We start from the raw sequence: 20,385 nt of genomic DNA, 5'->3' as shown, positions 1-20,385 counted from the left end.
GTCCGCCGGTTCGCTCGGCGAGCTGGACCGCGGTGGCGCCCGAGGCGGTCTTGACCTTCCGCACGAACACCATGAGCCTGACCCTACCCAGGCAATTAGTGTGTCAGCACACCCACTCGCAACTCGCTGACCAGCACAAACGCGAGCCGATCAACGAAAATCACCAAAAGTGGCACGAGTCAGGTCGTAGTGGCGGGATGCTCGGCGTGGTGACGGAGTGGGGGGTATTTGCCTCAGTAGGCACTGGTTTCGGAGATCGCGATACGCGCGGCTTTCTTATCCCCTTTGATCTCTCATCTGGGCCGCGTGAGGCCGATTTCGACGAGGTCTGCCAGTTCGTCGACGGCTGGCGTCTACTTTCTTCGAGCGGCTTCTTCGTGTGTCGAAGTGGCCCGATATCTGATGGCGTCGATGACGCACTGGACCGCGACGCGGAAGTTCTCCGGGTCGGTGACGTCGCAGAAGTACGGGGACAGGAATGCGATGTTGGGGAATCGATCTCGTGGCTGGGTTTGGTAGTCGACATGCCATGAGAGATCGTCCCCGGCAAGGATCGTAGGATCCAGCAGTGTCCGCGCAGCATCCATGGCGCTGTACGAGAGGACGAGGTCGCCGAACACGCGGTAGTAGCGTGCGGCGTCGTGTTCCTCGAGTCCGGCGCGTCGCATGCAGTCGATCTTCCATTCGACGGACTGGAACTCGTGCTCGCGGCGTGCGGTCCGTGGCGCGGCGATGGCTCCGACGCGCGGGTGTCTCATGAACGCCGCATGGGTGTGCAGGGCGATCTGCATCAGGTCTTCGGCCCAGTCATCCGACCGAGGCGGCATCTGCGCGAGGGCTTCCGCGTGCAGCGCATCGACCAGCGCCAGGATCAGTGCATCCTTGTTCTGGAAGTGCCGGTAGACCGACGTCGGGTGTGCCGACAACTCACGGCCTAGAGCCTGGAAAGTCAACTTCTCAACGCCCGACGCGTCGGCTACGTGCAACGCGGCCGCGACGATGAGTTCTTGGCTCAACGTGCCACGCGGCAGCCTCTTGTTCGTGTGCGTGGTCATCGTTGGCTCACGTTAACACGGGCCTTCCTACCAGCGCGGATCCATCGGCGCGCGGATCGGTCGCCGCCTCGAAGACCACGTCACCGGACCCGTCGCGGCTAGCTTGGATCACGTGCGCATGCCCGACTTCGTCATCCTGCTGCCCGAGGCGTTGAACCGTGAAGCCGGCCGCGGCGACCGAGTGAGCTGCCCGGTCGGGGACGCCTTGCTCCACTAGCACGGTGGATGTTTTCTCGATCGGGGCATCCCACTCCGCCGCATCTAGTACCCAGCGCGGTTGGGACACCGCTGCTTCCGCGCTGGCCCCGGCCGCGAGAGCCAGCACAAGGTGCGCCTGAATCTGTGGTTGGGCGCGACCGCCCATCGCTGCCTGACTGCCAACGATCAGCCCATCCTGCCGAACGAGAACCGGCATCAGCGTGTGTGGTGGTCGCTTGCCACCCGCAAGCCGGCTCGACGATCCGTCTCGTAGCGTGAACGATGCCCCTCGGTTGTGCAGCACGATCCCGGACCGAGGCTCGAGGATTCCCGACCCGAAGCCGTGGAAGACGCTCTGGAGCAAGGACACCCACAGTCCGTCAGAGTCTGCAGTGGTGACTCCGACCGTGTCCCCGTGTGCGGCGGGGAAGCCGGTTATGCGCGGGGGTTCTTGAGGCTTCGTCATGGATCGTACATGGTCATCGGAGAGTACCCACTCTGCCACGTCAGCATCGCCGAGGAACTGATCGCGGTCCATGGCGGCGCGACTCAGGACGGCAGCAACCCGCCCGGCGGACTCGCCTAAGGGATCGAGGTCGTCGCCATCCGCACGGAGCAGTTCCAGAGCGCGCACTGCGGCTAAGAAGAACACGCCCTGGGAGTTACCGCCGGTGGATACGTATTCACGATCAGCGAACCTCACGCCGATTCCGTGATCGAAGTCGACGTGGTGGCGGCTGAAGTCGTCCATGGACATTGCCGAGCCACGTGCGCGTAGCTCGGCCACGATGTGTTCCCCCAGTTCGCCGTGGTACATCGCCGCTGCCCCGTCGACCTTCAGCATGGCCAGGGAGTTGGCCAACTGGGGTTGACGAAGTGTGGCACCCTCGCGGAGGAACTCTCCACCCCTTTGGAACATGTTGCGTAGGCCTGGGTCCGCCGTAATCTTGTCGGGTTCCCGGCCGATACCACGGGCCAGACCCGCTGACACCTCGACGCCGTCACGCGCTGCCGCCTCCGCTACGGCGAGTGCGTCTGACAGTGGCTTGGTTCCCCAGCGCCGGCTGAGCACTTCCCATCCACTGACCACGCCGGGAACGGTCACCGGAAGCGCGCCCGTCAAGGGCATGAAGCGGTGGCTTGCCGCCACCTCGTCCACGTCGACTCCACGCGGAGCGCGCCCGCTGGCATTGACCGTATGAACCTCGCCATCCGCTGTGCCGACCAGGGCAATGAGGTCCCCGCCGACCGAGCACTGGTTGGGATACACCACTGCGAGCATCGCGGCCGCTGCTAGCGCCGCATCAACCGCGTTGCCGGCACTGGCGAACGTGCTGGCCGCAGCATCAGTTGCTGCCGAGTGTGGCGTGCTGACCGCCCACCCGGTACCAGTCTGCGCGATGGTATGCACACTCATCTTTGACCCGCTTCCTCATCTGCTTGCCCGGCTCCTGGCTGAGCCAAAACCCTTGACACTGCTCAGGCATAGATACACACTAAACCCTATAGTCAATGCCATCGGCTAGATAATCGGCTATCGCGTAGGCGTGACAATCGTCCTGCCTTCTAGCCCATGGGCTTACTTGAGGAGCGCGTATGCTTCGTCATCTTCGACACCGTCAGATCCTGGTCGCAGCAGCGGCAGCGACTACCCTTGCGGGGTCGCTCGCCGGCTGTGGTGGTTCCAGCAGCAGTGGGAGCACCGGCAGTGATACCCCATCAGCCTCCAGCGCACCGGACGGTTCCTCGTCCTCTGCGATCTCTGTTCCCTCAAGTGCCTTGATCACGCCAGGGAAGTTGACGGTCTGTTCGGACATCTCCTCTCCGCCCCTGGAGTTCTACACCTCATCGAACGTGCCGACCGGGTCCGACGTGGACCTCGGCGATGCGATGGCTGCCAAGATGGGCCTGACCGCGGTGTGGGCGAACACGGCCTTCAACGGGATCATCCCGGCCCTGCAGGCTAAGCGTTGTGACGTGATCATGAGCCAGCTCTACATCAAGCCCGCCCGGGAGAAGGTCGTTGACTTCGTCCCCTACATGTACTCCGGCAGCACGTTCATTGTGAAGAAGACGGGTGGCCTGACACTGACGAAACCGTCCGACCTGTGCAGGAAGAAGGCCGCGGCAGAGACCGGCACAACGGTCGTCGGCTTCTTGACGACGCAGTCAGCGGCCTGCCAGAAGGCTGGAAAGGCAGCGATTGACATTCGCCAGTTCAGCACGGACCCGGCCGCTCTTCAGCAGCTCAAGATTGGCCTGGTCGACGCGTACGGCACCACCGTCGAGACCGCCGCGTACGACATCAAACAGAACGCTGGCCAGTTCGTCATGGCAGGCAAGCCGTTCAACCGGATCAAGGTGGGTGCCGCCACGACGAAGAACAACACCGCCTTGCACGACGCCCTGACCAAGGCACTTTCGGCCATCCACAGGGACGGGCAATACCAAAAAGTCATGACCAAGTGGGGGCTGACCTCCGACATCCTCCCGCTCAGCTGAGGGGATAACACACCTTGATGATCCTCGACGCCGGCACCGGGGTGACGTTCGACTGGTCATTCTTTTGGGGTCACATCCTTGAGCCGTCGAGCGCGTGGCTTACCGGTCTGTGGCGCACGATCTACATCTCCGTCATCTCCCAGGCACTCGGCGTTGTGCTCGGGTTCCTGATCACGATTGTTCGGCGCTCCCGACTCGCTCCGCTGCGCGCGGTGGGAAGTTTTTACGTCTGGGTCGTGCGCGGCACTCCGCTACTGGTTCAGCTCGTACTGGTCTACAACGGGCTGGCAGCCACCGGAATATACAAGTTCTCCGACATCACCGTCGGCGACGTCACCGTCCTGGGAGTGGTTCAGGCCGCGATCCTCACGCTCGCCGTACATGAGGGCGCCTACATGTCGGAGATCATCCGGGCATCGCTCGACGCCGTCGACCACGGGCAGATCGAGGCCGCCGCCGCGCTTGGCATGACACCGTCATTGACGATGCGGATCATTCACATACCCCAAGCGGTACGCATCGTGATCCCGCCACTGGGCAACGAGTTCAACCTGATGATGAAGAACACCACGCTCCTGTCCGTGATCGGGCTCCAAGAAATGTTCCTGACCGCACAGGACATCAACTCGACCACCTTCAAAACGTTCGAGATATTCGCCGTGGCGGGCTGCTACTACCTTTTCCTCACAACCGTCTGGGGATTTGTCCAGCGGGGCATCGAGCGCAAGCTCGGTGATCCGTCCATGCGAGTGCCACGACAGTCCGCACTGACCAGACTGACTGGCATAGGTTCTCGTTCGACGGTGAGGGTGGAACATTGATGGCGCACCACACAAACCGAGAGGCGGATATCACGCACGACCCTGGAACAGTCCTGTCGGCCCGAAATGTTGTCAAGCGCTTCGGTGCCCTGACCGTTCTCGATGGCGTATCCTTGGACGTTCACCGCCAAGAAGTCGTCGTGATGATCGGCCGTTCCGGATCCGGCAAGACGACCTTCCTGCGTTGCCTGAACCATCTCGAGTCGATCGACAGCGGTGAAGTCCTCGTGAACGGCAGGCGCGTCGGATACCGCGAAGAAACCGACCAACCCGTCGAGGAATCACCCTCCAAAATTGCCGTGGCACGACGCAACATCGGGTTCGTCTTCCAGCACTTCAACCTCTTCGCCCACCTCAGCGCGTTAGACAACATCACCGCAGCACCCATCAAGGTCCTCGGGCTACCAAAGAACGAGGCGCAAGAACGAGCGCGCGACCTGCTCAAGCGCGTCGGACTCGCGGACAAGGCAGACGCACGCCCCTCCACGCTCTCCGGTGGGGAGAAACAGCGGGTAGCCATCGCCAGGGCCCTCGCGATGCGACCCGAGCTGATGCTCTTCGACGAACCAACCAGTGCACTCGACCCAGAAATGGTCGGCGAGGTCCTCGCCGTCATGAAGGAGCTAGCCACGGAGGGCATGACCATGATCGTCGTCAGCCACGAGATGAGCTTCGCCCGATCCGTCGCCGATCGGCTCGTCATGTTCGACAGCGGCCACATCGTCGAACAAGGCCCACCCGAGCGGCTGATCACCGCGCCACAGCACGACCGAACCCGTTCGTTCCTCCGCCTCCTCACCGACGGTGCATAAGATGCGCGCCGAAACCCTGCCCACCAGCTCGCAGCGTGTCGCCAGTATGGATCAAGCCACTACGACGGCACCTCGGTGAGCCTCTGGCAATGGGTGCTGGTCTTTTTTGCCGGGATCGCGGCAGGGGGAATCAACACCGTCGTCGGCTCGGGGACCCTGATCACCTTTCCCACCCTGGTCGCCCTCGGCATACCACCGGTGACAGCCAATGTCTCCAACGCCGTCGGCCTGTTCCCGGGCTCGCTCGCCGGGGCTTGGGGGTACCGGGAGGAACTCCGCGGCTGGCGTGGCCGAACGATCCGGCTCGCCAGCGGGTCGATCCTCGGAGCCGTGGGCGGTGCGACGCTGCTGCTGGTCCTGCCCACCTCGGCATTCCAAACCATTGCACCAGTACTGATCACCATCTCGCTGCTGCTGGTCCTGTTCGGCAAACAACTGAACACCTGGCTCGCCCATCGCGGCCACACACCCAGCAAGGCAGTGACACCAGCACTGTGGACCGCCACCCTACTGATCGGCGTATACGGCGGCTACTTCGGAGCCGCGCAAGGCGTCCTGATGATGGGCACGTTCGGATTACTGATGAGCGGATCCGTACAGCACCACAACGCCATGAAAAACCTGCTCTCCGGAGTGTCCAAACTAGTCGCGACCATCGTCTTCATAGCCACCGCTCACATCGACTGGCCAGTCGCCGGCACCATCGCTCTCGGATCCATCATCGGAGGGCTACTCGGCGCTCGAATCGGCCGCCGACTATCCCCGTCAGTACTGCGCGGAATCATCGTGATCGTCGGCCTGGTAGCCGTCGTCAAACTGCTTGCTTGATCGCGTTCTCCACTGGGCCGAGTGGCTCGGTGCCGGATGAGGTCGTGCGTGATGTGGGTTCACCGGATCCTCGCCGCGGTGGCAGCGTTGGAGACCTCGCGGGACCCCCGCCAACTGGGATCGGTCCTGCTCCTGTGCGACGTAAGGAATCAACCAAGATGACACGGCACGATCGGGCGCGACGTTGTCCACTCAGTCCTCCCGATTCAAATTGGCTCCGACGATTGGGCCGGGCGCAAGGTCTCGACACATAAGTCAGACTTGAACGGCAAGGTGCTTACGCACTATCGGCTGGGTGGAGGGGTGAATCTCTGTCCACCGGAATCGATCCAAGACGGGTATTCATGATGGTAATGGTGACGACATGAGTGATAAGCGAAAAGATGGATCCCCCGTGGAAGCGGTGCTGCTCGTGCCGCCAGTGCGGATGCCGACCGCGCAGGCCTGTGACGTCGCGGAGCGCACCTTTGGGATCGTTGCCGCGGATGCGTGTGATCTGGGTAGTGAGCGGGACCAGACTCTCCTTCTCCGTGACGCGTCGGGCACAGGCGTAGCCGTGATGAAGGTTTCGAATCCAGCTGAGGACCCGACGAGTCTGGACATGGAAGCGGAAGGTGCCCGCCATGCCGCTCAGGCGGATCCAGAACTTCGGATAGCCCAGCCAAGGTCGGCCGTCGAGCGTGGGAGCGGGGTGTACGAGCACCGCGTTCAGTGGGACCACGACGGCACAAGGCAGTGGGTGCGGATGTACGACGTACTGCCTGGCACTGCACGATCGGATCCGCGAAATCTCGACGATCGTGCGCTGATTGCATTCGGCCAGACTGCGGCCCGGTTGGGGCGAGCGCTGCGTGGTTTCATCCACCCTCGAGCAATACGTACCTTGCAGTGGGATGTGCAGCACGCCGCGAGTTGCCGGTCGATGGTGGCGGATATCGGAGACGCAACAACGCGAGCCGTCGTCACCGCGGTACTTGATCGATTCGACTCTGCGGTTGCCCCCCGGTGGTCATCGCTTCGTGCGCAAGTGGTGCACGGCGACTTCACGATCGACAACGTCCTGATGGACGATCGCGGGTTGGTTACCGCCATCGTTGACTTCGGCGACATGAGCCATACCGCGCTGATGGCCGACCTAGCTTCTGTGCTCGACTCCCTCTGCACAGGGCGAAGTGGCATGGAGATGTTCCGGGTCGCGCGCCTCGTCCTGGACGGCTACCAGCAAGTCACCCCCTTGGAGGCTCATGAGCTCTCGATACTCGCGGAGCTGTGGGCGACTCGGTCGGCGATCACTGTCGCAATCGGGTCTTGGCGCGCTTCCCACGGGCTAGAAGAGGCCACGTTTGCTGAGCGGTACAACGACACCGCACTTGCCATGATCGATCAGATCCGCACGACAGGGTGGGACCGAGCCGGCGAGATGCTTGGCGCACCCGTGGCATTACACGCAAACGGCGAGCTCGGCGACCGACGCGACGCAGCGTTCGGTCCAGCCATGGAACCACTGAGCTACGTCAAGCCACTTGAGATCGCAAGCGCGCACGGAGTGTGGATGACGGACGTCTCAGGTCGACGCTACCTCGACATGTACAACAACGTCCCCTGCGTTGGCCACAGTCACCCACGAGTCACCTCGGCCGTTGCGCGGCAGTGGCAAACACTCAACACAAACTTGCGCTACCTACACCCACTAGCGATCGACCTAGCGGAGCGGTTGCTCGCTACCTGCCCCTCATCCCTTGACACTGTCTTGTTCGTGAACTCCGGTTCGGAGGCCAACGACCTTGCCTGGCGTCTCGCAGCCCATCACACCGGCAATACCGCTGGCCTGTGCACGTCCTTCGCTTATCACGGCATCACCGACGCGATGGCTCCGTTCTCGCCCGAAACCCTTCCGCAAGCGTCGAACCGTGGGCACGTGGAGCGGTGGGCACCGACCGACACGTATCGCGGCCTGCACACCGACGCCACGGAGTTCACCGCCGCCCTGGAGCGCTTGGACCGGCGCGGCCTTTCGCCGGCGATGACCATCCTGGACGGGGTGCTGCAAAGTGACGGCGTGTATGACCTCAAGCCGGCCTACGTCCAAGAACTACTCCGACTGACACACGAGGCGGGTGGCCTGTGGATCGCGGACGAGGTACAGGGAGGCCACGGGCGCACCGGCGATGCAATGTGGTCCTTCGAGCGGTTCGGGATTGAGCCCGACATGGTGACCTTGGGAAAGGCCATGGGTAACGGACAGCCCGTTGGCGCGCTGATTACCCGACGGGAGATCACACGGACATTCTCCAATGACACGGTATTTTTCTCGACATTTGCTGGCAACCAGGTCTCGATGGCCGCTGCGGGCGCAGTGCTCGACGTACTGGACGACGAGCGCGTACTTGCTCGAGTCCAGCATGCAGGAAGCGAGCTTCGCCGAACCTTGAAAGGCGCAATGACAGGCGATGACAGGATCGGCGACATCCGCGGCATGGGACTGGCGAACGCAGTTGAGATCGTGCATGGCAGGGCAAACAAACTGCCCGACCCCGAGACAGCGAATCAAATCAAGAACGGGCTTCGCGCCCGCGGCGTCCTAGTCGGCACGACTGGACCTGCCGGAAACGTATTGAAAATACGACCGCCCTTAGCGTTCACCGAAGACCTCATACCAACCTTCATAGGTGCACTCCAGTCCACCCTGGCCCACCTCGCCTGACCGGACTTACGCAGGTCACAAGTCTCTTGCTTAATCGTGTGCCTGCCACCTGCGGAAGCCCGGACGACGAGATCGCCATGTCTCTTGCGGCATTCGGCGGGATCAGCGCTCCTCTGCGACGCTGTTCCCGCCGTCGAGGATGATCAACCTGGGGTGGCGTGGCTTGGACAAGCTCGAGGTGCACACAGGTGGATAGTGCACCGGTTCGCCCGCCACATTGCGGACCGTGCGCCCGAACCGCCAGCGCGTCCCCGTCCGCCGGTTGATCCCCACCGTCCGGCAGGCCTGCGCGTTACTGACGCCCTGGGCGATCAACCGAGTGAACTGCTCCTGCTTCTCTGCCATCGCCCTACTTGGACGCCTATGCCGACCCTGGCCCATCGCAACCTCCAAAACTGGTCTGGTGTTGCGACGTTCGCTGGAATCCGCCCGGCCAATTTGCGGCCAAACACGGCACCGTAGGCCTCTGACCTGCGGTTATGCCTACAGGTCGTAGTACATCTCGAACTCGTGCGGGTGCGGACGGAAGCGGATGGGGTCGATCTCGTTCATGCGCTTGTACTCGATCCACGTGTCGATCAGGTCCTCGGTGAAGACATCACCCTCGGTGAGGTAGTCGTGATCGGCCTCCAGCGCATCCAGCACTGCCGGCAGGGAGTCCGGCACCTGCGCGATGTTGGCGTGCTCCTCCGGCGGCAGTTCGTAGAGGTCCTTGTCCACCGGCTCCGGCGGCTCGATGCGGTTCTTGATGCCGTCGAGACCGGCCATCAGCTGCGCCGAGAAGCACAGGTACGGGTTGGCCGACGGGTCCGGGATCCGGAACTCGATGCGCTTGGCCTTCGGCGACGTGCCTGCGATCGGGATGCGGATGCACGCCGATCGGTTGCGGGCCGAGTAGACCAGGTTGACCGGCGCCTCATACCCGGGAACCAGGCGGTGGTAGGAGTTCACGGTCGGGTTGGTGAACGCCAGCAGCGAGGGTGCGTGCTGCAGCAGCCCACCGACATACCAGCGGGCGATGTCGGACAGGCCGCCGTAGCCCTTCTCGTCGTAGAAGAGGGCCTCGCCGTCCTTCCACAGGGACTGGTGGGTGTGCATACCCGAGCCGTTGTCACCGAAGAGCGGCTTCGGCATGAAGGTGGCGCTCTTGCCGGCCGCGAACGCGGCGTTCTTGATGACGTACTTGAACTTCATCAGGTCGTCGCCGGAGGCCAGCAGCTCGGAGAACTTGTAGTTGATCTCCTGCTGGCCGGCGGTGCCCACCTCGTGGTGCGCGCGCTCCACGGTCAGGCCCACCTGCTGCATGAACAGCGCCATCTCGTCACGCAGGTCGGCAAAGTGGTCGTTCGGCGGCACCGGGAAGTAACCACCCTTGAACCGGGTCTTGTAGCCCAGGTTCCCGCCTTCCTCCTCACGGCCGGTGTTCCAGGCGGCTTCGACCGAGTCGATGTGGTAGAAGCTGGACTGCGCCGAGGTCTGGAAGCGGACGTCGTCGAAGATGTAGAACTCCGCTTCGGCGCCGAAGTAGGCGGTGTCCGCGATGCCGGTGGACTTCAGGTAGGTCTGCGCCTTCGCGGCGATGTTGCGCGGGTCGCGGCTGTAGGGCTCCCCCGTGAACGGATCCACGATCGAGAAGTTCATGATCAGCGTCTTGTGCTTGCGGAACGGGTCGATGTAGGCGGACTGCGGGTCGGGGATCAGCTTCATGTCGGACTCGTGGATCGCCTGGAACCCGCGGATCGAGGAGCCGTCGAACATCTGGCCCTCATCGAACGCGTCCTGGTCGAACGACGACGCCAGCACATTGAAGTGCTGCATCACACCTGGAAGGTCGCAGAAGCGGACATCGACGAACTCCACTTGTTCGTCCTTGATGAACTTCAGAACCTCGTCAGCGGTGTTGAACATGAATCAATCCTCCATGGATCGGGTACCACGTGCTCACATCGGCGGACCACGTGTCCATTCGAATCTACCGGGTGTCCATTACCCGGCCGTGACTGAAATGTTTCACGAATGTTACGCGTCAGTCGGGTGGCAACGGGCAGGCGGCCAGGTGCTGGACCGGTGCGTCACCGGTGGACCGGTGGGTAGGTGAGGGGCGCTCAGCCACGGCGTCTAGCCTGACGCCGTGGTCAATCGCGATGAACTGGGCTCCTGGCTCGAGGGCCCTCCGACCTCCAGCGACCAGGACTGGCCCGGCCAACGCCTCGGTCGTCCCGAGTCGGGGCGCGGCGCGGTTGCGTCGATCGGCCGCCGCCTGCTGGCCCTGATCATCGACTGGGCCTTGTGCCTGCTGATCTCCTACGCACTCCTCGGGTACCACAACGGGCAGTCCGGCCTCACCGGATTCGAGCCGCTGCTGGTCTTCTTCGTCGAGAACCTGCTGCTGGTCGGCACCCTCGGCACGACGATGGGCCATCGCATCATGGGCCTACGCGTGACCCGGCTCGACGGCACCATGTCGAACCCGCTATTCATCGCCGCGCGCAGCCTGCTGCTGTGCCTGGTCATCCCCGCGGCCGTGTGGGACGGCGACCAGCGCGGGCTGCACGACCGCCTGGCGGGCACCATCATCACCCGCACCCGCTGAGGGGCTGGCGCGGCTCAGCGCCCGCGCATCGCCTTCCGGTCCATTCGCGGGGCGTTCCGCGGGTCGTAGCCCTTGGGGATCGGCGGCTTGGCCGCGCCGAGCGCGCGCAGTCGCTTGGTGACGGCGGTGACCTCGGCATCGGTGAGCTTCTTGTCGAGCTTGTTCATCGTCTTGACCAGCTTGGCGACTCGCACGGTGTCCTCGCCCTCGCCGACCCGCAGCGTGTGCACCGGCACCTCGGGCCCGGCGACGCGAGCGATGCGCTTGCTCTCGGAGTTCAGCAGTCGCGTCGTGGCGCCCTTCGGACCCTCACCGATGAGGACCACACCCGGTTTGCCCACCGCCCGGAATACCATCGCGGCCTGATTGATCTCGCTCATGCTGCGGGCGCGACCGCCGTCGGCAGCGACCGGCTCCTGCTCATAGCGCCAGCCCTTGCGCAGCGCGCCCATCGCGGCACTTGTCGCCCCCGGCTGCCCCTCGAGCGAGGCGTAGGCCGAGCGCTCGGCCAGCCGTCCGAAGACAACCAGGGCGAGCAGGGCGCCGAAGAAGACGCCGAGGATCGTGAAGTAGATCGGGTGACCCCACACCAGGCCGATGACGATGAAGACGACCAGGCCGACCAGGAAGGTCCCCAGCAGGTACCACGGAACCCGCGGGTTCTGCTTGCGCGCATTCTGGTAGAGCGTCTTGAACTGGTCGATGCGCTCGGCAAACTTCCCGCGCTGACGCGGGGGCTTGGGCGACTTCTTCGTCTTGGATGAGTCCTTCGAACGGGCCATAACTTCTAGGATACTTCGGACAGCCGCGATTCCACGAGCGACGCCGCCTCCTGTCGAGCGGGTGAGCTCGCGGCGGCGGCGAGATGCGTCAGGTTCTCTGGCAGCTCACGCCCGGATCGCCGCATGGCCTGTGCGTAGAGGCGCCCGGCCCGGTAGGACGAACGGACCAGCGGGCCGCTCATGACGCCCTTGAAACCGATCTCCTCGGCCAGATCCGACCAGTGTACGAACTCCTGCGGCTTCACCCAGCGGTCGATCGGATGGTGCAGCGGAGAGGGACGCAGGTACTGCGTGATCGTGAGCAGGTCGCAGCCCGCGTCGTGCAGGTCGTGCAGCGCCTCCTCGATCTCGTGGTCCTCCTCGCCCATGCCGAGGATCAGGTTGGACTTGGTGATCTGCCCCGCCTCCTTGGCCATCGTGAGCACCCGCAGTGACTTCTCGTAGGTGAATGCGGGTCGGATGCGCTTGAAGATGCGCGGCACCGTCTCGAGGTTGTGCGCGAAGACCTCCGGGCCGGCCTCGAAGAGCTGCCCCACGAGCTCGGGCTTGGCTCCGAAGTCCGGCGGCAGGATCTCCACGCCGGTGTTCGGGTTGAGCGCGTGGATCTGTCGGATCGTCTCGGCATACAACCCGGCCGCGCCGTCCGGCTGGTCATCACGGGCGACGCCGGTCACCGTGCAGTAGCGCAGGTCCATCTCCCGAATCGACTCCGCGACGCGACGCGGCTCGTCCAGGTCCAGCTCGGTCGGCCGACCGGTGGCGATGTCGCAGAAGTCGCAGCGACGGGTGCACACGTCGCCGCCGATGAGGAAGGTCGCCTCGCGGTCCTCCCAGCACTCGAAGATGTTGGGGCAGCCGGCCTCCTGGCACACCGTGTGGAGCCCCTTGGACTTCACCATGGAGTGCAACGAGGTGTAGGCCGGGCCCATCTTCGCGGTCGTGCGAATCCAGCTCGGCTTGCGCTCGATGGGAGTCTCAGAGTTGCGCGCCTCGACGCGAAGCATGCGGCGGCCCTCGGGGGCGACGGTCACAGTTGACTCCTTTGTGGCGGGATCACACGGACTTTTGGTCAGGAACCGGTATTCAGGGTACGCCGACCGGATCCGTCGACGGCCCGGCGGCTCAGTCAGACGGTGACGATCTCGGGCAGACGCTTCTCGAGGTAGGGCAGCACCTCGGCGACGGTCACGTCGCGTCCGGTCTCCTCGCTGAGGCTGGTCACACCGGCGTCGGGGATGCCGCACGGCACGATGACCTGGGCCCACGACAGGTCACAGTCGCAGTTGAGGGCAAAACCGTGCATCGTCACCCCCTGGCTCACCCGTATGCCGATCTGGCCGATCTTGCGCTCCGGCCGGGTGCCGGTCGCCTCCAGCCACACCCCGCTGCGACCCTTGACCCGCCCGGTCGCGACACCCAGGTCACCGCATACCTCGATCATCATCTGTTCCAGTCGTCGCACGTAGGCAACGACGTCGATCGGGTCGGGCAGATGCAGGATCGGGTAGCCGACCAGCTGGCCCGGGCCGTGCCAGGTGATCTTGCCCCCGCGGTCGACATCGATGACAGGGGTGCCGTCGAAGGGGCGTTCGTGCGGCGCCGTGCGCTTGCCTGCCGTGTAGACCTTTGCGTGCTCGAGCAGCAGCGTGGTGTCGGGTGTCTCACCGGCCACGACGCGGGCGTGCAGCTCGCGCTGGGACTCCCACGCCTGCTGGTAGTCGACGAAGTCCGGGTCGAATCCGAGATGCTCGATGCGCATGGACGAAGGCTACGCCGCACGAACGACCGGGTCTCAGCGGACGGCCCTGGCCAGCGCTCCGGTGAGGGCGAAGTAGCCCAAGGTGGTCGGGTGAATGTTCGGTTTGCTTGTGCACTCCCAGGTCAGCACGCAGACCGATATCTTCTCGGCGAATGACCCTGCCTTGATGTTGATGGCGCCGAAGGCGTTGACGAGCCGAGCGTCATACGCCGTCGCCAGCTTCGCGAGCTGCTGGTTGACGACCGCAATCAGTGCGTCGCTGCCGGGCAGTGCAAGGGCCAGGGGGTTGTAGAGGTTGAACAGCGCGATCTGCGCGTTCGGCGCCAGTTGGTGCACGGTGGCGAGGATCCTGCCGAGGTTGGTCGCCATGGTGGAGAGGGTCCCCGGCAGTCCGGTTTCGATGCACGTCAGCAGGTTGCTGGGCTCGCCGGCCTCGCAGCCGTAGACCAGGGCGAGCAGGTCGTTGTTGCCGAGGTCGAGGCTGACCAGCGACACCTGACCGCGGTGTGCCGTCAGGAACGCCTCCGTGGCGCCCAGCTGTGAGGTGGCCGTGCCGTAGGAGTTGTGCAGCGGAAGATGGTCCGTCGCGGTCCACGGGCAGCCGCCATTGATGAAGGTGCCGGTCGTCTCACTGGGACACCCGTAGTTGACCAGTCGCAGCCGCGGAGTGAAGGCGGCGTAGTCCTCCGCGTAGCTGCGGAAGTTGGCCGGGTTGGTGTCGACCTGGTTCGGCTGGTACCCGAAAGCCAGCGAGTCGCCGAGCGAGAGGTAGTACTGGGCGGGATGACGGGGCTGGCTGGCGAGCGCCGGCGCCGCGGACGTGGCCTCGATCAGGGCGACGGCCGCGAGTAGCACGACCAACCGAGTGAGCCACCCCCTGATGGTTCCGTGAGCTGAGGCGGCTCGAGTCCGTCCGCCGTGGTCCAAGTCCGCCATTGATCGGCGAGTTGGCAGGTGTGGCATGGCAATCTCCTCTGCGATCCGCAGGGCACGGGCGGCGTGTTCTGCCTCAGTTTTTCCCCGGAGCGGGCCGCTCTTCCTGCCTGCCTTCTATTGCTGTCCAGGCCGCGCCGGTGACGACCGGAACAAATCCCTTCAAACGCAGGATAGCGGTCCGCCATTGTGCTCCGCCAGAGTCAGTTTCGCGCCCGCGCTGTGGAGAACTCCCTCGGCCGGGTGCGACGTTGACTCAATCAACATTGACCGGTGGCACGGGGACTCGCACGCTCCAGGTATGGACACCGACAACACCACACCCACCGCACCACTCATCGCGCCGGCCGGGCTGGCCGGAGTCTCCGTCGTCGACACCGAGATCGGTGACGTGCGAGGTGGCGAGGGGTTCTTTCACTACCGGCAGTTCGACGCGACCGAGCTCGCGCGTCGGAGAAGCATCGAGGACGTGTGGCACCTGCTGATTCGTGGCTCGCTGCCCGATTCAGAGGAGTCGAGTCGCTGGCGAGTCGAGCTCGCGAGTGCGGCGGATCTTTCCCCAGACCTGCGCCGGCGGTTGGTCGAAGTCGTGCGCTGCGGGCACTCGACCATTCCGCTCGGCACGCTGCGGACGGCGGTCTCGGCCTTCGGCGAACTCATCGGTGCGGCGCCGCTGTGGGACAGCAATGACGCGGACAAGCAGTGTGCCGCACTGCAGACCGCGGCCGTCGTGCCGTGGCTCGTCACTGCGGCACACACGTTGAGCCATGGTGGGACGCCGAGAGATCCACGACCCGACCTGGGCTTCGTCGGCAGCTACCTGTGGATGCTGAATGGCGCTGAGCCGGCCTCGGAGCACGTCGCGGCGCTCAGCCGCTATCTGTGCCTGACCATCGATCACGGGCTGAACGCGTCGACGTTCACGGCCCGCGTGATCGCCTCCACCGGCGCGGATCTGCCGGCGTGCGTCGTCGGCGCGATCGGTGCGCTCTCCGGGCCGCTGCACGGTGGGGCGCCGAGTCGTGCACTTGCGGCGCTCGACGAGATCGGGACAGCCGACCGGGCGCAGGAGTGGGCCTGCCACCGGCTGGCCCGTGGTGAGCGGCTGATGGGCTTCGGGCACGCGGTGTATCGCGGCCTCGACCCGCGGTCGGAGCTGTTGAAGGAGACCGCGATCGAGCTCGACACGCCGCTGGCGCGGCTCGCCGTCGAGGTGGAGTCGGAGGTGGTGAAGGTGCTGGACGAGGCGAAGCCGGATCGACCGCTGCGCGCCAACGTGGAGTACTACGCGGGAGTCGTCATGCAGGCCTGCGGTGTCCCTGCCGAGATGTTCACCGCGACGTTCGCCGCGAGCCGGGTCATCGGCTGGACAGCGCACATCCTGGAGCAGAGCCGTGGCCGCAAGATCTTCCGGCCGAGCTCCCGATACACCGGACCGGCGGCCCCCGTGCCGGTGCCGGATGAGGTCTAATGAGTACGCCTCCTCGTGAGTTGAGGTAGCTGACGGTTGTTGCCAAGAGCGTGCCGCCGAGGAAGGTGCGGGCGTGTTTGTCGTAGACCACACCGAGCGGTACAAAGACCGGCACGCCGTCGGGTGCGGCAGCAACATCCTCAAGCACCACCGAGCACTCGCCACCCGCCACGACAAGCTCGCCCTCAGATACACCGCCACCGTCCGCGCCACGATCATCGAGCACCGGCTCAAACGACTTTCGTAACACGACCTAGGCGGAGTGGCCCATCAGGGCTGCTGGCCGGTGTAGATCGCGCGTGGCCGGAACCGCATCGGGTGTCCCCGCTCCTCGAGTGCGTGGGCGGCCAGACCGGCCATTCGCGCGACCATGAAGATGAGCTCGCCTGAACCGGAGGGAAGCCCGAGATCGTGGACCATCGCCGCGAGTGCGATGTCGACGTTCGGCACTAGCTGCCACCGGCGGTAGACCTCCAGCGCGAGGTCGTCGAGGATGGGCACCGACGAGCCGCTAAAGGTGCTCAGCCGGTCGAGCAGGTGCTCCGCTCTCGGGTCGACCTCGCGATACACGACGTGTCCGAATCCGGCTGGAGCGCCGTCAAGCTCGTCGAGTGTTGCGGCCACGCCTATGCGCGTCGACCGATCCAACAGGTGCTCGCCGGCCCAGGACGCGCGCCCGTGCCGTGGCCCGGCCATGGTGGCCAGGCCCGCGGACACCGCGTCGATGACCGAGGCACCGGTGCTGGCCGCGGCACGGGCAGCGATCGAGGACGTCGCCAGCTCGTGGTCCGCAAGCAGCACCAGCGCCGCCTGCAGCGCCTCGATCTCGCCGGCGCGTGGGCGTCGGGCAGCGATCGCACACCAAAGCCGGTCGGCGACGCCGGCCGCGCCATCCGGCGGTGAGGGCTCTGCGGGCAGCAGGGACTGCACCGACGCGACGACCAGGGCGCGGGGTATCCGACTCTCGTCGTCGCCGGCCAGTGCAAGGAGGCTTTCTGTGTCAGACGCGATCTCACACGCCAGGCGAACTCGTGTCGAGGGGCGCGTGCGGGACGTGCTTGCGCCCGCCACGCGTGCGGCGATGCTTCGCGCTGCAGGGCCGGCGGACCAGTCTCCGGGTGGCACCTGCCAGAGCAGTTCTGCGGTCTCCTCGAAGGTGGAGTGTGCTGCAAGGTCGACGGCGTCGTGGCCACGAAACAGCAGGGCGCCCGACGGGTCCAGGTAGGTGATGCTCGTGTCGATCGAGAGCTCGAACGTGCCGGTGCGCTGCCGCCGATGACGCTGAGCCAGCGCCTGCACGTCGGCGAGGCGGAACTCGGATCCCGTGTGCCGGCTGGTGTTGCCCACCCGCTCGAGCAGACCGCGGCTGACATACGCATAGATCGTCTGCACGCGGACGCCGAGCAGATCGGCCGCCTGCTTGCTGCCGATCAGGTCGTTCCCGCTCGATTTCCTGGCCGTCGGGCTCATGGCCCCACGGTAGGCGAGACCGGTCCTGTGGATAACTTCGTCGGCGAGTCGGTGTGTGGTGCCACGGTAGGGACATGGATGATCTGACCGGCACGTCGCACCCTGCGCACGCTTCGCCGCCCGCTCTGCCCGGCTATGAGGTGCTGCACCTGCTGGGGCGCGGCGGTAGTGGCACGGTGTGGGCGGTGCGACGCGGGGACGGAGTGCGGTTCGCAGCCAAGGTTGTCGACGGCGGCGTGGACGAGCTCGACCACGAGGTGGAGCTGCTTCGAGCCGTCGAGCACCCGCACCTCCTTCGGATCGTCGACGCCCTGGAGGTCGGCGACGACGGGGACCCGCGAGCCGTCCTGATCACCGAGCTCGCGGAGGGCGGATCACTCGCGCAGAGCATCCGGGCGCGCGAGCGGTTCACTCCAGGGGAGCTGGTCACGGTGTTGTGTCCGATTGCCCGGGCGCTGCACGACCTGCACGGAATTGGCCTGGTGCATGCCGACCTCAGCCCGGGCAACATCCTGCTCACCGCCGATGGCAAGCCCCTTATCGCCGATCTCGGCGTGTCCCGGATCGCGGGTGTCGAGGGCGATGAGGTGTGGGCGACTGAGCTGTGGGCCGCACCGGAGGTTCTCGCAGGGTCCACCCCGTCGCCGGCATCGGATGTGTATTCGCTCGGTGCGGTGGCGTGGGCGGCTCTGACCGGAGCTCCGCCGGAACCGGCGGTCCTGCGCCCAGATCTTGCCGACCTGGCACCCGAGCTGTCGCGGGAGCTGCGCGACGTGGTGATGTCCTGTCTGGCTCATACCCCCTCGACGCGACCTTCGGCGGGAGACCTCGCCCTGATGCTCTGGGACTGCGCCACCGCGGAGCCGGCTCCCGTGCAGGGCTCGCCCGGCGCCCGAGTGGCCAGCACACAGGAGGATGGCGACCCATCGTTCGAACTGACTCGCCGGATGCGGGCGCAGGCTCAGGTCGAGACCCGGACGGAAGCCCGTCACGCATCGGCAGAACCGACCCTGCCCTGGTGGCGGGGTCGCGTCACGCGGCGGGTGGCGGCGCTCGGCGCAGCGGTGGGGGTCGTCTGCGCAGGTGCGGCGGCTGCCGGCCCACCCGCCCTTGCCTGGGTCCACCGCCATGACCAGGCAGCAGCGCCCGCGCCCGATGCGGCGCGCACCGCGACCCGGACGCCTACGACTTCGACGGGGCACGGACGGGCTTCGCCTACGCCTTCGCCATCGGCATCCGGGGTATCGAGCGCGGCGGCCGGTCCGGCGGCCTTGCCCGACCACGCCACGGAGGTGGTGCAGCGACTGGTCACAGCGCGTGCGCACGCCTGGACCACCGGCGACGAGCACGCGCTCGGTGCGTCGATGGCGGCCCACTCGGCGGCCTACTCCAGGGATCGGTCCAGTCTGCGAACGGCTGCCGGTCGAGGAGCCCACTACCGGGGACTGACCTTCCGGGTCCGTTCGGCGACCTTGCAGCCCGGCGGCCAGGACAGCGTGCAGGTGCGCGCCACCATCGACCGCTCGGCCTACGACCTCGTGACGACCACCGGCACGAAGCACCTCGTCGCGGATCCGGGGGAGCGGATCGACCTGCAGCTGCAATGGACGACTGCCGGGTGGCGCATCGTCGACTGGTCATCGATCACGTGAGCAGCAGCCGCTCGAGTCGCTTGCCGACTAGGACCATCCCGAGGCAGCCGAGGACGATCAGATAGACCAGCGAGATGCCGGACCCCCAGGTGACCTGCCCCGTGGTGAGCTCGCGGCACAGGACGACTCCGCGGTAGAGCGGTGTCACGTCGATGACCCACTGCAACCAGGTCGGGAAGGTGCTTGCCGGGAAGAAGGTCGCCGAGAACAGGAACATCGGCACAGTGCTCAGGGTGATGTATTCAAAGTCCTGCCAGGACTTCATGAAGGTTGTGAGCGCCATTCCGACTGCGCCGAAAGCGAATCCGATCAGCAGCGCGGCGGGCAGCGCAAGCAGCGCCCACCAGCTGTGGATCAGTCCGAACAGTGACATCACGACCAGGAAGCCCGCTGAGTACACCCCGCCGCGCAACAGGGCCCAGGTGATCTCGCTGCGCGCAACGTCCCCCGTGGTGAGCGGCGTCGCGAGGATCTGGTCGTAGAGCTTTTGATACTTCAGCCGGAAGAACACGTTGAAGGTCGCGTCCATCACCGCGCCGTTCATGGCCGAGGCAGCGAGCATGCCGGGGGCTACGAACGCGGCATACGCAATGGTGTGCCCGCCGACGTCGAAACTCGGAATCAGCTTGCCGACACCGACGCCGATCGAGAGCAGGTAGAGCACCGGCTCGGCGAACCCGGTGACGAAGAACGTCCAGTTCCGGCTGAATACGGTCAGGTGGCGGCCGAGCAAAACTCCCGTGGAGCGGGTGACGCCCATGCGGCGCCCGGCGGCGTCGACCAGCGCCGCCCCTGCGATGCTCAT

At 65.3% G+C, this 20,385-nt stretch carries 20 protein-coding genes; 9 read left to right on the top strand and 11 right to left on the bottom strand.

The window, feature by feature from the left end; all coding sequences use genetic code 11:
- Positions 1 to 353: 353 nt before the first annotated feature.
- The 3 genes from FGL98_RS08360 to FGL98_RS25785 form a co-directional block, all read right to left on the bottom strand.
- On the bottom strand, positions 354 to 1,055 hold the full coding sequence (locus FGL98_RS08360; RefSeq protein WP_146316295.1) for a TetR/AcrR family transcriptional regulator: 702 nt from the start codon (positions 1,053 to 1,055) through the stop codon (positions 354 to 356).
- A gap of 7 nt (positions 1,056 to 1,062) precedes the next feature.
- On the bottom strand, positions 1,063 to 2,670 hold the full coding sequence (locus FGL98_RS08355; protein WP_146316294.1) for a gamma-glutamyltransferase: 1,608 nt from the start codon (positions 2,668 to 2,670) through the stop codon (positions 1,063 to 1,065).
- Between the two features lie 202 nt (positions 2,671 to 2,872).
- A complete protein-coding gene (locus FGL98_RS25785) occupies positions 2,873 to 3,070 on the bottom strand; it encodes a hypothetical protein (protein ID WP_222432062.1) in 198 nt (65 codons plus the stop codon).
- Between FGL98_RS25785 and FGL98_RS08350 the strand changes: the two genes are divergently transcribed.
- The 5 genes from FGL98_RS08350 (at position 3,051) to FGL98_RS08330 (ending at position 8,920) form a co-directional block, all read left to right on the top strand.
- The gene (locus FGL98_RS08350; protein ID WP_222432061.1) at positions 3,051 to 3,755 is read left to right on the top strand and encodes an ABC transporter substrate-binding protein; all 705 of its coding nucleotides are present in this window, start codon (positions 3,051 to 3,053) and stop codon (positions 3,753 to 3,755) included. The genes FGL98_RS25785 and FGL98_RS08350 overlap by 20 nt on opposite strands.
- A 17-nt stretch (positions 3,756 to 3,772) precedes the next feature.
- Complete coding sequence (locus FGL98_RS08345; protein ID WP_146316292.1) at positions 3,773 to 4,576, top strand: amino acid ABC transporter permease; 804 nt, start codon at positions 3,773 to 3,775, stop codon at positions 4,574 to 4,576.
- Positions 4,576 to 5,388 carry an amino acid ABC transporter ATP-binding protein gene (locus FGL98_RS08340; RefSeq protein WP_146316291.1) on the top strand — a complete coding sequence of 271 codons (813 nt, stop codon included), beginning with the start codon at positions 4,576 to 4,578 and terminating at the stop codon, positions 5,386 to 5,388. The genes FGL98_RS08345 and FGL98_RS08340 overlap by 1 nt, the downstream gene beginning before the upstream one ends.
- Before the next feature lie 75 nt (positions 5,389 to 5,463).
- Positions 5,464 to 6,216, top strand: a complete 753-nt coding sequence (locus tag FGL98_RS08335) for a sulfite exporter TauE/SafE family protein (RefSeq protein ID WP_146316290.1) — start codon at positions 5,464 to 5,466, stop codon at positions 6,214 to 6,216.
- Between the two features lie 364 nt (positions 6,217 to 6,580).
- Positions 6,581 to 8,920, top strand: a complete 2,340-nt coding sequence (locus FGL98_RS08330; RefSeq protein ID WP_146316289.1) for an aminotransferase class III-fold pyridoxal phosphate-dependent enzyme — start codon at positions 6,581 to 6,583, stop codon at positions 8,918 to 8,920.
- 102 nt (positions 8,921 to 9,022) lie between these two features.
- Here the strand turns inward: FGL98_RS08330 and FGL98_RS25345 are convergent, their stop codons facing one another.
- Together FGL98_RS25345 and glnA are read right to left on the bottom strand one after the other, a co-directional pair.
- Positions 9,023 to 9,265, bottom strand: coding sequence for a helix-turn-helix domain-containing protein (locus FGL98_RS25345; protein WP_186526054.1), 243 nt, complete (start codon positions 9,263 to 9,265; stop codon positions 9,023 to 9,025).
- Positions 9,266 to 9,403: 138 nt separating this feature from the next.
- Positions 9,404 to 10,828 carry a type I glutamate--ammonia ligase gene (gene glnA, locus FGL98_RS08320; RefSeq protein WP_146316288.1) on the bottom strand — a complete coding sequence of 475 codons (1,425 nt, stop codon included), beginning with the start codon at positions 10,826 to 10,828 and terminating at the stop codon, positions 9,404 to 9,406.
- A 223-nt stretch (positions 10,829 to 11,051) separates the two neighbouring features.
- Between glnA and FGL98_RS08315 the strand changes: the two genes are divergently transcribed.
- Positions 11,052 to 11,513 carry an RDD family protein gene (locus FGL98_RS08315; protein ID WP_146316287.1) on the top strand — a complete coding sequence of 154 codons (462 nt, stop codon included), beginning with the start codon at positions 11,052 to 11,054 and terminating at the stop codon, positions 11,511 to 11,513.
- Positions 11,514 to 11,527: 14 nt separating this feature from the next.
- Here the strand turns inward: FGL98_RS08315 and FGL98_RS08310 are convergent, their stop codons facing one another.
- The 4 genes from FGL98_RS08310 to FGL98_RS08295 all read right to left on the bottom strand — a co-directional run bounded on the left by FGL98_RS08310 (position 11,528) and on the right by FGL98_RS08295 (position 15,017).
- Positions 11,528 to 12,295 carry a DUF4191 domain-containing protein gene (locus FGL98_RS08310; RefSeq protein WP_146316286.1) on the bottom strand — a complete coding sequence of 256 codons (768 nt, stop codon included), beginning with the start codon at positions 12,293 to 12,295 and terminating at the stop codon, positions 11,528 to 11,530.
- Positions 12,296 to 12,300: 5 nt separating this feature from the next.
- On the bottom strand, positions 12,301 to 13,326 hold the full coding sequence (lipA, locus tag FGL98_RS08305; RefSeq protein ID WP_146316285.1) for a lipoyl synthase: 1,026 nt from the start codon (positions 13,324 to 13,326) through the stop codon (positions 12,301 to 12,303).
- Positions 13,327 to 13,421: 95 nt separating this feature from the next.
- Entirely contained in the window at positions 13,422 to 14,054 is a 633-nt protein-coding gene (gene lipB / locus FGL98_RS08300) for a lipoyl(octanoyl) transferase LipB (protein WP_146316284.1), read from the bottom strand.
- Between the two features lie 33 nt (positions 14,055 to 14,087).
- On the bottom strand, positions 14,088 to 15,017 hold the full coding sequence (locus FGL98_RS08295) for an SGNH/GDSL hydrolase family protein (RefSeq protein WP_146316283.1): 930 nt from the start codon (positions 15,015 to 15,017) through the stop codon (positions 14,088 to 14,090).
- 271 nt (positions 15,018 to 15,288) lie between these two features.
- On the opposite strand from FGL98_RS08295, the gene FGL98_RS08290 reads away from it, so the two are divergent.
- Positions 15,289 to 16,458 (top strand): citrate/2-methylcitrate synthase, encoded by a 1,170-nt coding sequence (locus FGL98_RS08290; protein ID WP_146316282.1) that lies wholly within the window; start codon positions 15,289 to 15,291, stop codon positions 16,456 to 16,458.
- A gap of 73 nt (positions 16,459 to 16,531) precedes the next feature.
- Positions 16,532 to 16,705: a hypothetical protein gene (locus FGL98_RS08285; protein ID WP_222432060.1), complete on the top strand. Its 174-nt coding sequence runs from the start codon at positions 16,532 to 16,534 to the stop codon at positions 16,703 to 16,705.
- 23 nt (positions 16,706 to 16,728) lie between these two features.
- Here the strand turns inward: FGL98_RS08285 and FGL98_RS08280 are convergent, their stop codons facing one another.
- On the bottom strand, positions 16,729 to 17,928 hold the full coding sequence (locus tag FGL98_RS08280; protein ID WP_146316281.1) for a citrate synthase: 1,200 nt from the start codon (positions 17,926 to 17,928) through the stop codon (positions 16,729 to 16,731).
- A gap of 74 nt (positions 17,929 to 18,002) precedes the next feature.
- Here FGL98_RS08280 and FGL98_RS08275 point away from each other — a divergent pair, with 74 nt between their 5' ends.
- The gene (locus tag FGL98_RS08275) at positions 18,003 to 19,580 is read left to right on the top strand and encodes a serine/threonine-protein kinase (RefSeq protein ID WP_146316280.1); all 1,578 of its coding nucleotides are present in this window, start codon (positions 18,003 to 18,005) and stop codon (positions 19,578 to 19,580) included.
- Here FGL98_RS08275 and FGL98_RS08270 read toward each other — a convergent pair.
- Positions 19,573 to 20,385 (bottom strand): ABC transporter permease, encoded by an 813-nt coding sequence (locus tag FGL98_RS08270; protein WP_146316279.1) that lies wholly within the window; start codon positions 20,383 to 20,385, stop codon positions 19,573 to 19,575. The genes FGL98_RS08275 and FGL98_RS08270 overlap by 8 nt on opposite strands.

It is taken from the genome of Leekyejoonella antrihumi, from assembly GCF_007845645.1.
Classification (GTDB): Bacteria; Actinomycetota; Actinomycetes; order Actinomycetales; family Dermatophilaceae; genus Leekyejoonella; species Leekyejoonella antrihumi.
The sequence above is the reverse complement of the archived record's forward strand: the minus strand, read 5'-3'. Positions and strand labels throughout refer to the sequence as shown.

What these genes read in the sequence shown, in the direction of transcription:
- FGL98_RS08360 (WP_146316295.1), bottom strand. Translation starts at nt 1,055, where the DNA reads ATGACCACGCACACGAACAAGAGGCTGCCGCGTGGCACGTTGAGCCAA.
- FGL98_RS08355 (WP_146316294.1), bottom strand. Translation starts at nt 2,670, where the DNA reads ATGAGTGTGCATACCATCGCGCAGACTGGTACCGGGTGGGCGGTCAGC.
- FGL98_RS25785 (WP_222432062.1), bottom strand. Translation starts at nt 3,070, where the DNA reads ATGTCCGAACAGACCGTCAACTTCCCTGGCGTGATCAAGGCACTTGAG.
- FGL98_RS08345 (WP_146316292.1), top strand. Translation starts at nt 3,773, where the DNA reads ATGATCCTCGACGCCGGCACCGGGGTGACGTTCGACTGGTCATTCTTT.
- FGL98_RS08340 (WP_146316291.1), top strand. Translation starts at nt 4,576, where the DNA reads ATGGCGCACCACACAAACCGAGAGGCGGATATCACGCACGACCCTGGA.
- FGL98_RS08330 (WP_146316289.1), top strand. Translation starts at nt 6,581, where the DNA reads ATGAGTGATAAGCGAAAAGATGGATCCCCCGTGGAAGCGGTGCTGCTC.
- FGL98_RS25345 (WP_186526054.1), bottom strand. Translation starts at nt 9,265, where the DNA reads ATGGCAGAGAAGCAGGAGCAGTTCACTCGGTTGATCGCCCAGGGCGTC.
- glnA (WP_146316288.1), bottom strand. Translation starts at nt 10,828, where the DNA reads ATGTTCAACACCGCTGACGAGGTTCTGAAGTTCATCAAGGACGAACAA.
- FGL98_RS08310 (WP_146316286.1), bottom strand. Translation starts at nt 12,295, where the DNA reads ATGGCCCGTTCGAAGGACTCATCCAAGACGAAGAAGTCGCCCAAGCCC.
- lipB (WP_146316284.1), bottom strand. Translation starts at nt 14,054, where the DNA reads ATGCGCATCGAGCATCTCGGATTCGACCCGGACTTCGTCGACTACCAG.
- FGL98_RS08295 (WP_146316283.1), bottom strand. Translation starts at nt 15,017, where the DNA reads ATGCCACACCTGCCAACTCGCCGATCAATGGCGGACTTGGACCACGGC.
- FGL98_RS08290 (WP_146316282.1), top strand. Translation starts at nt 15,289, where the DNA reads ATGGACACCGACAACACCACACCCACCGCACCACTCATCGCGCCGGCC.
- FGL98_RS08280 (WP_146316281.1), bottom strand. Translation starts at nt 17,928, where the DNA reads ATGAGCCCGACGGCCAGGAAATCGAGCGGGAACGACCTGATCGGCAGC.
- FGL98_RS08275 (WP_146316280.1), top strand. Translation starts at nt 18,003, where the DNA reads ATGGATGATCTGACCGGCACGTCGCACCCTGCGCACGCTTCGCCGCCC.
- FGL98_RS08270 (WP_146316279.1), bottom strand. Translation starts at nt 20,385, where the DNA reads ATGAGCATCGCAGGGGCGGCGCTGGTCGACGCCGCCGGGCGCCGCATG.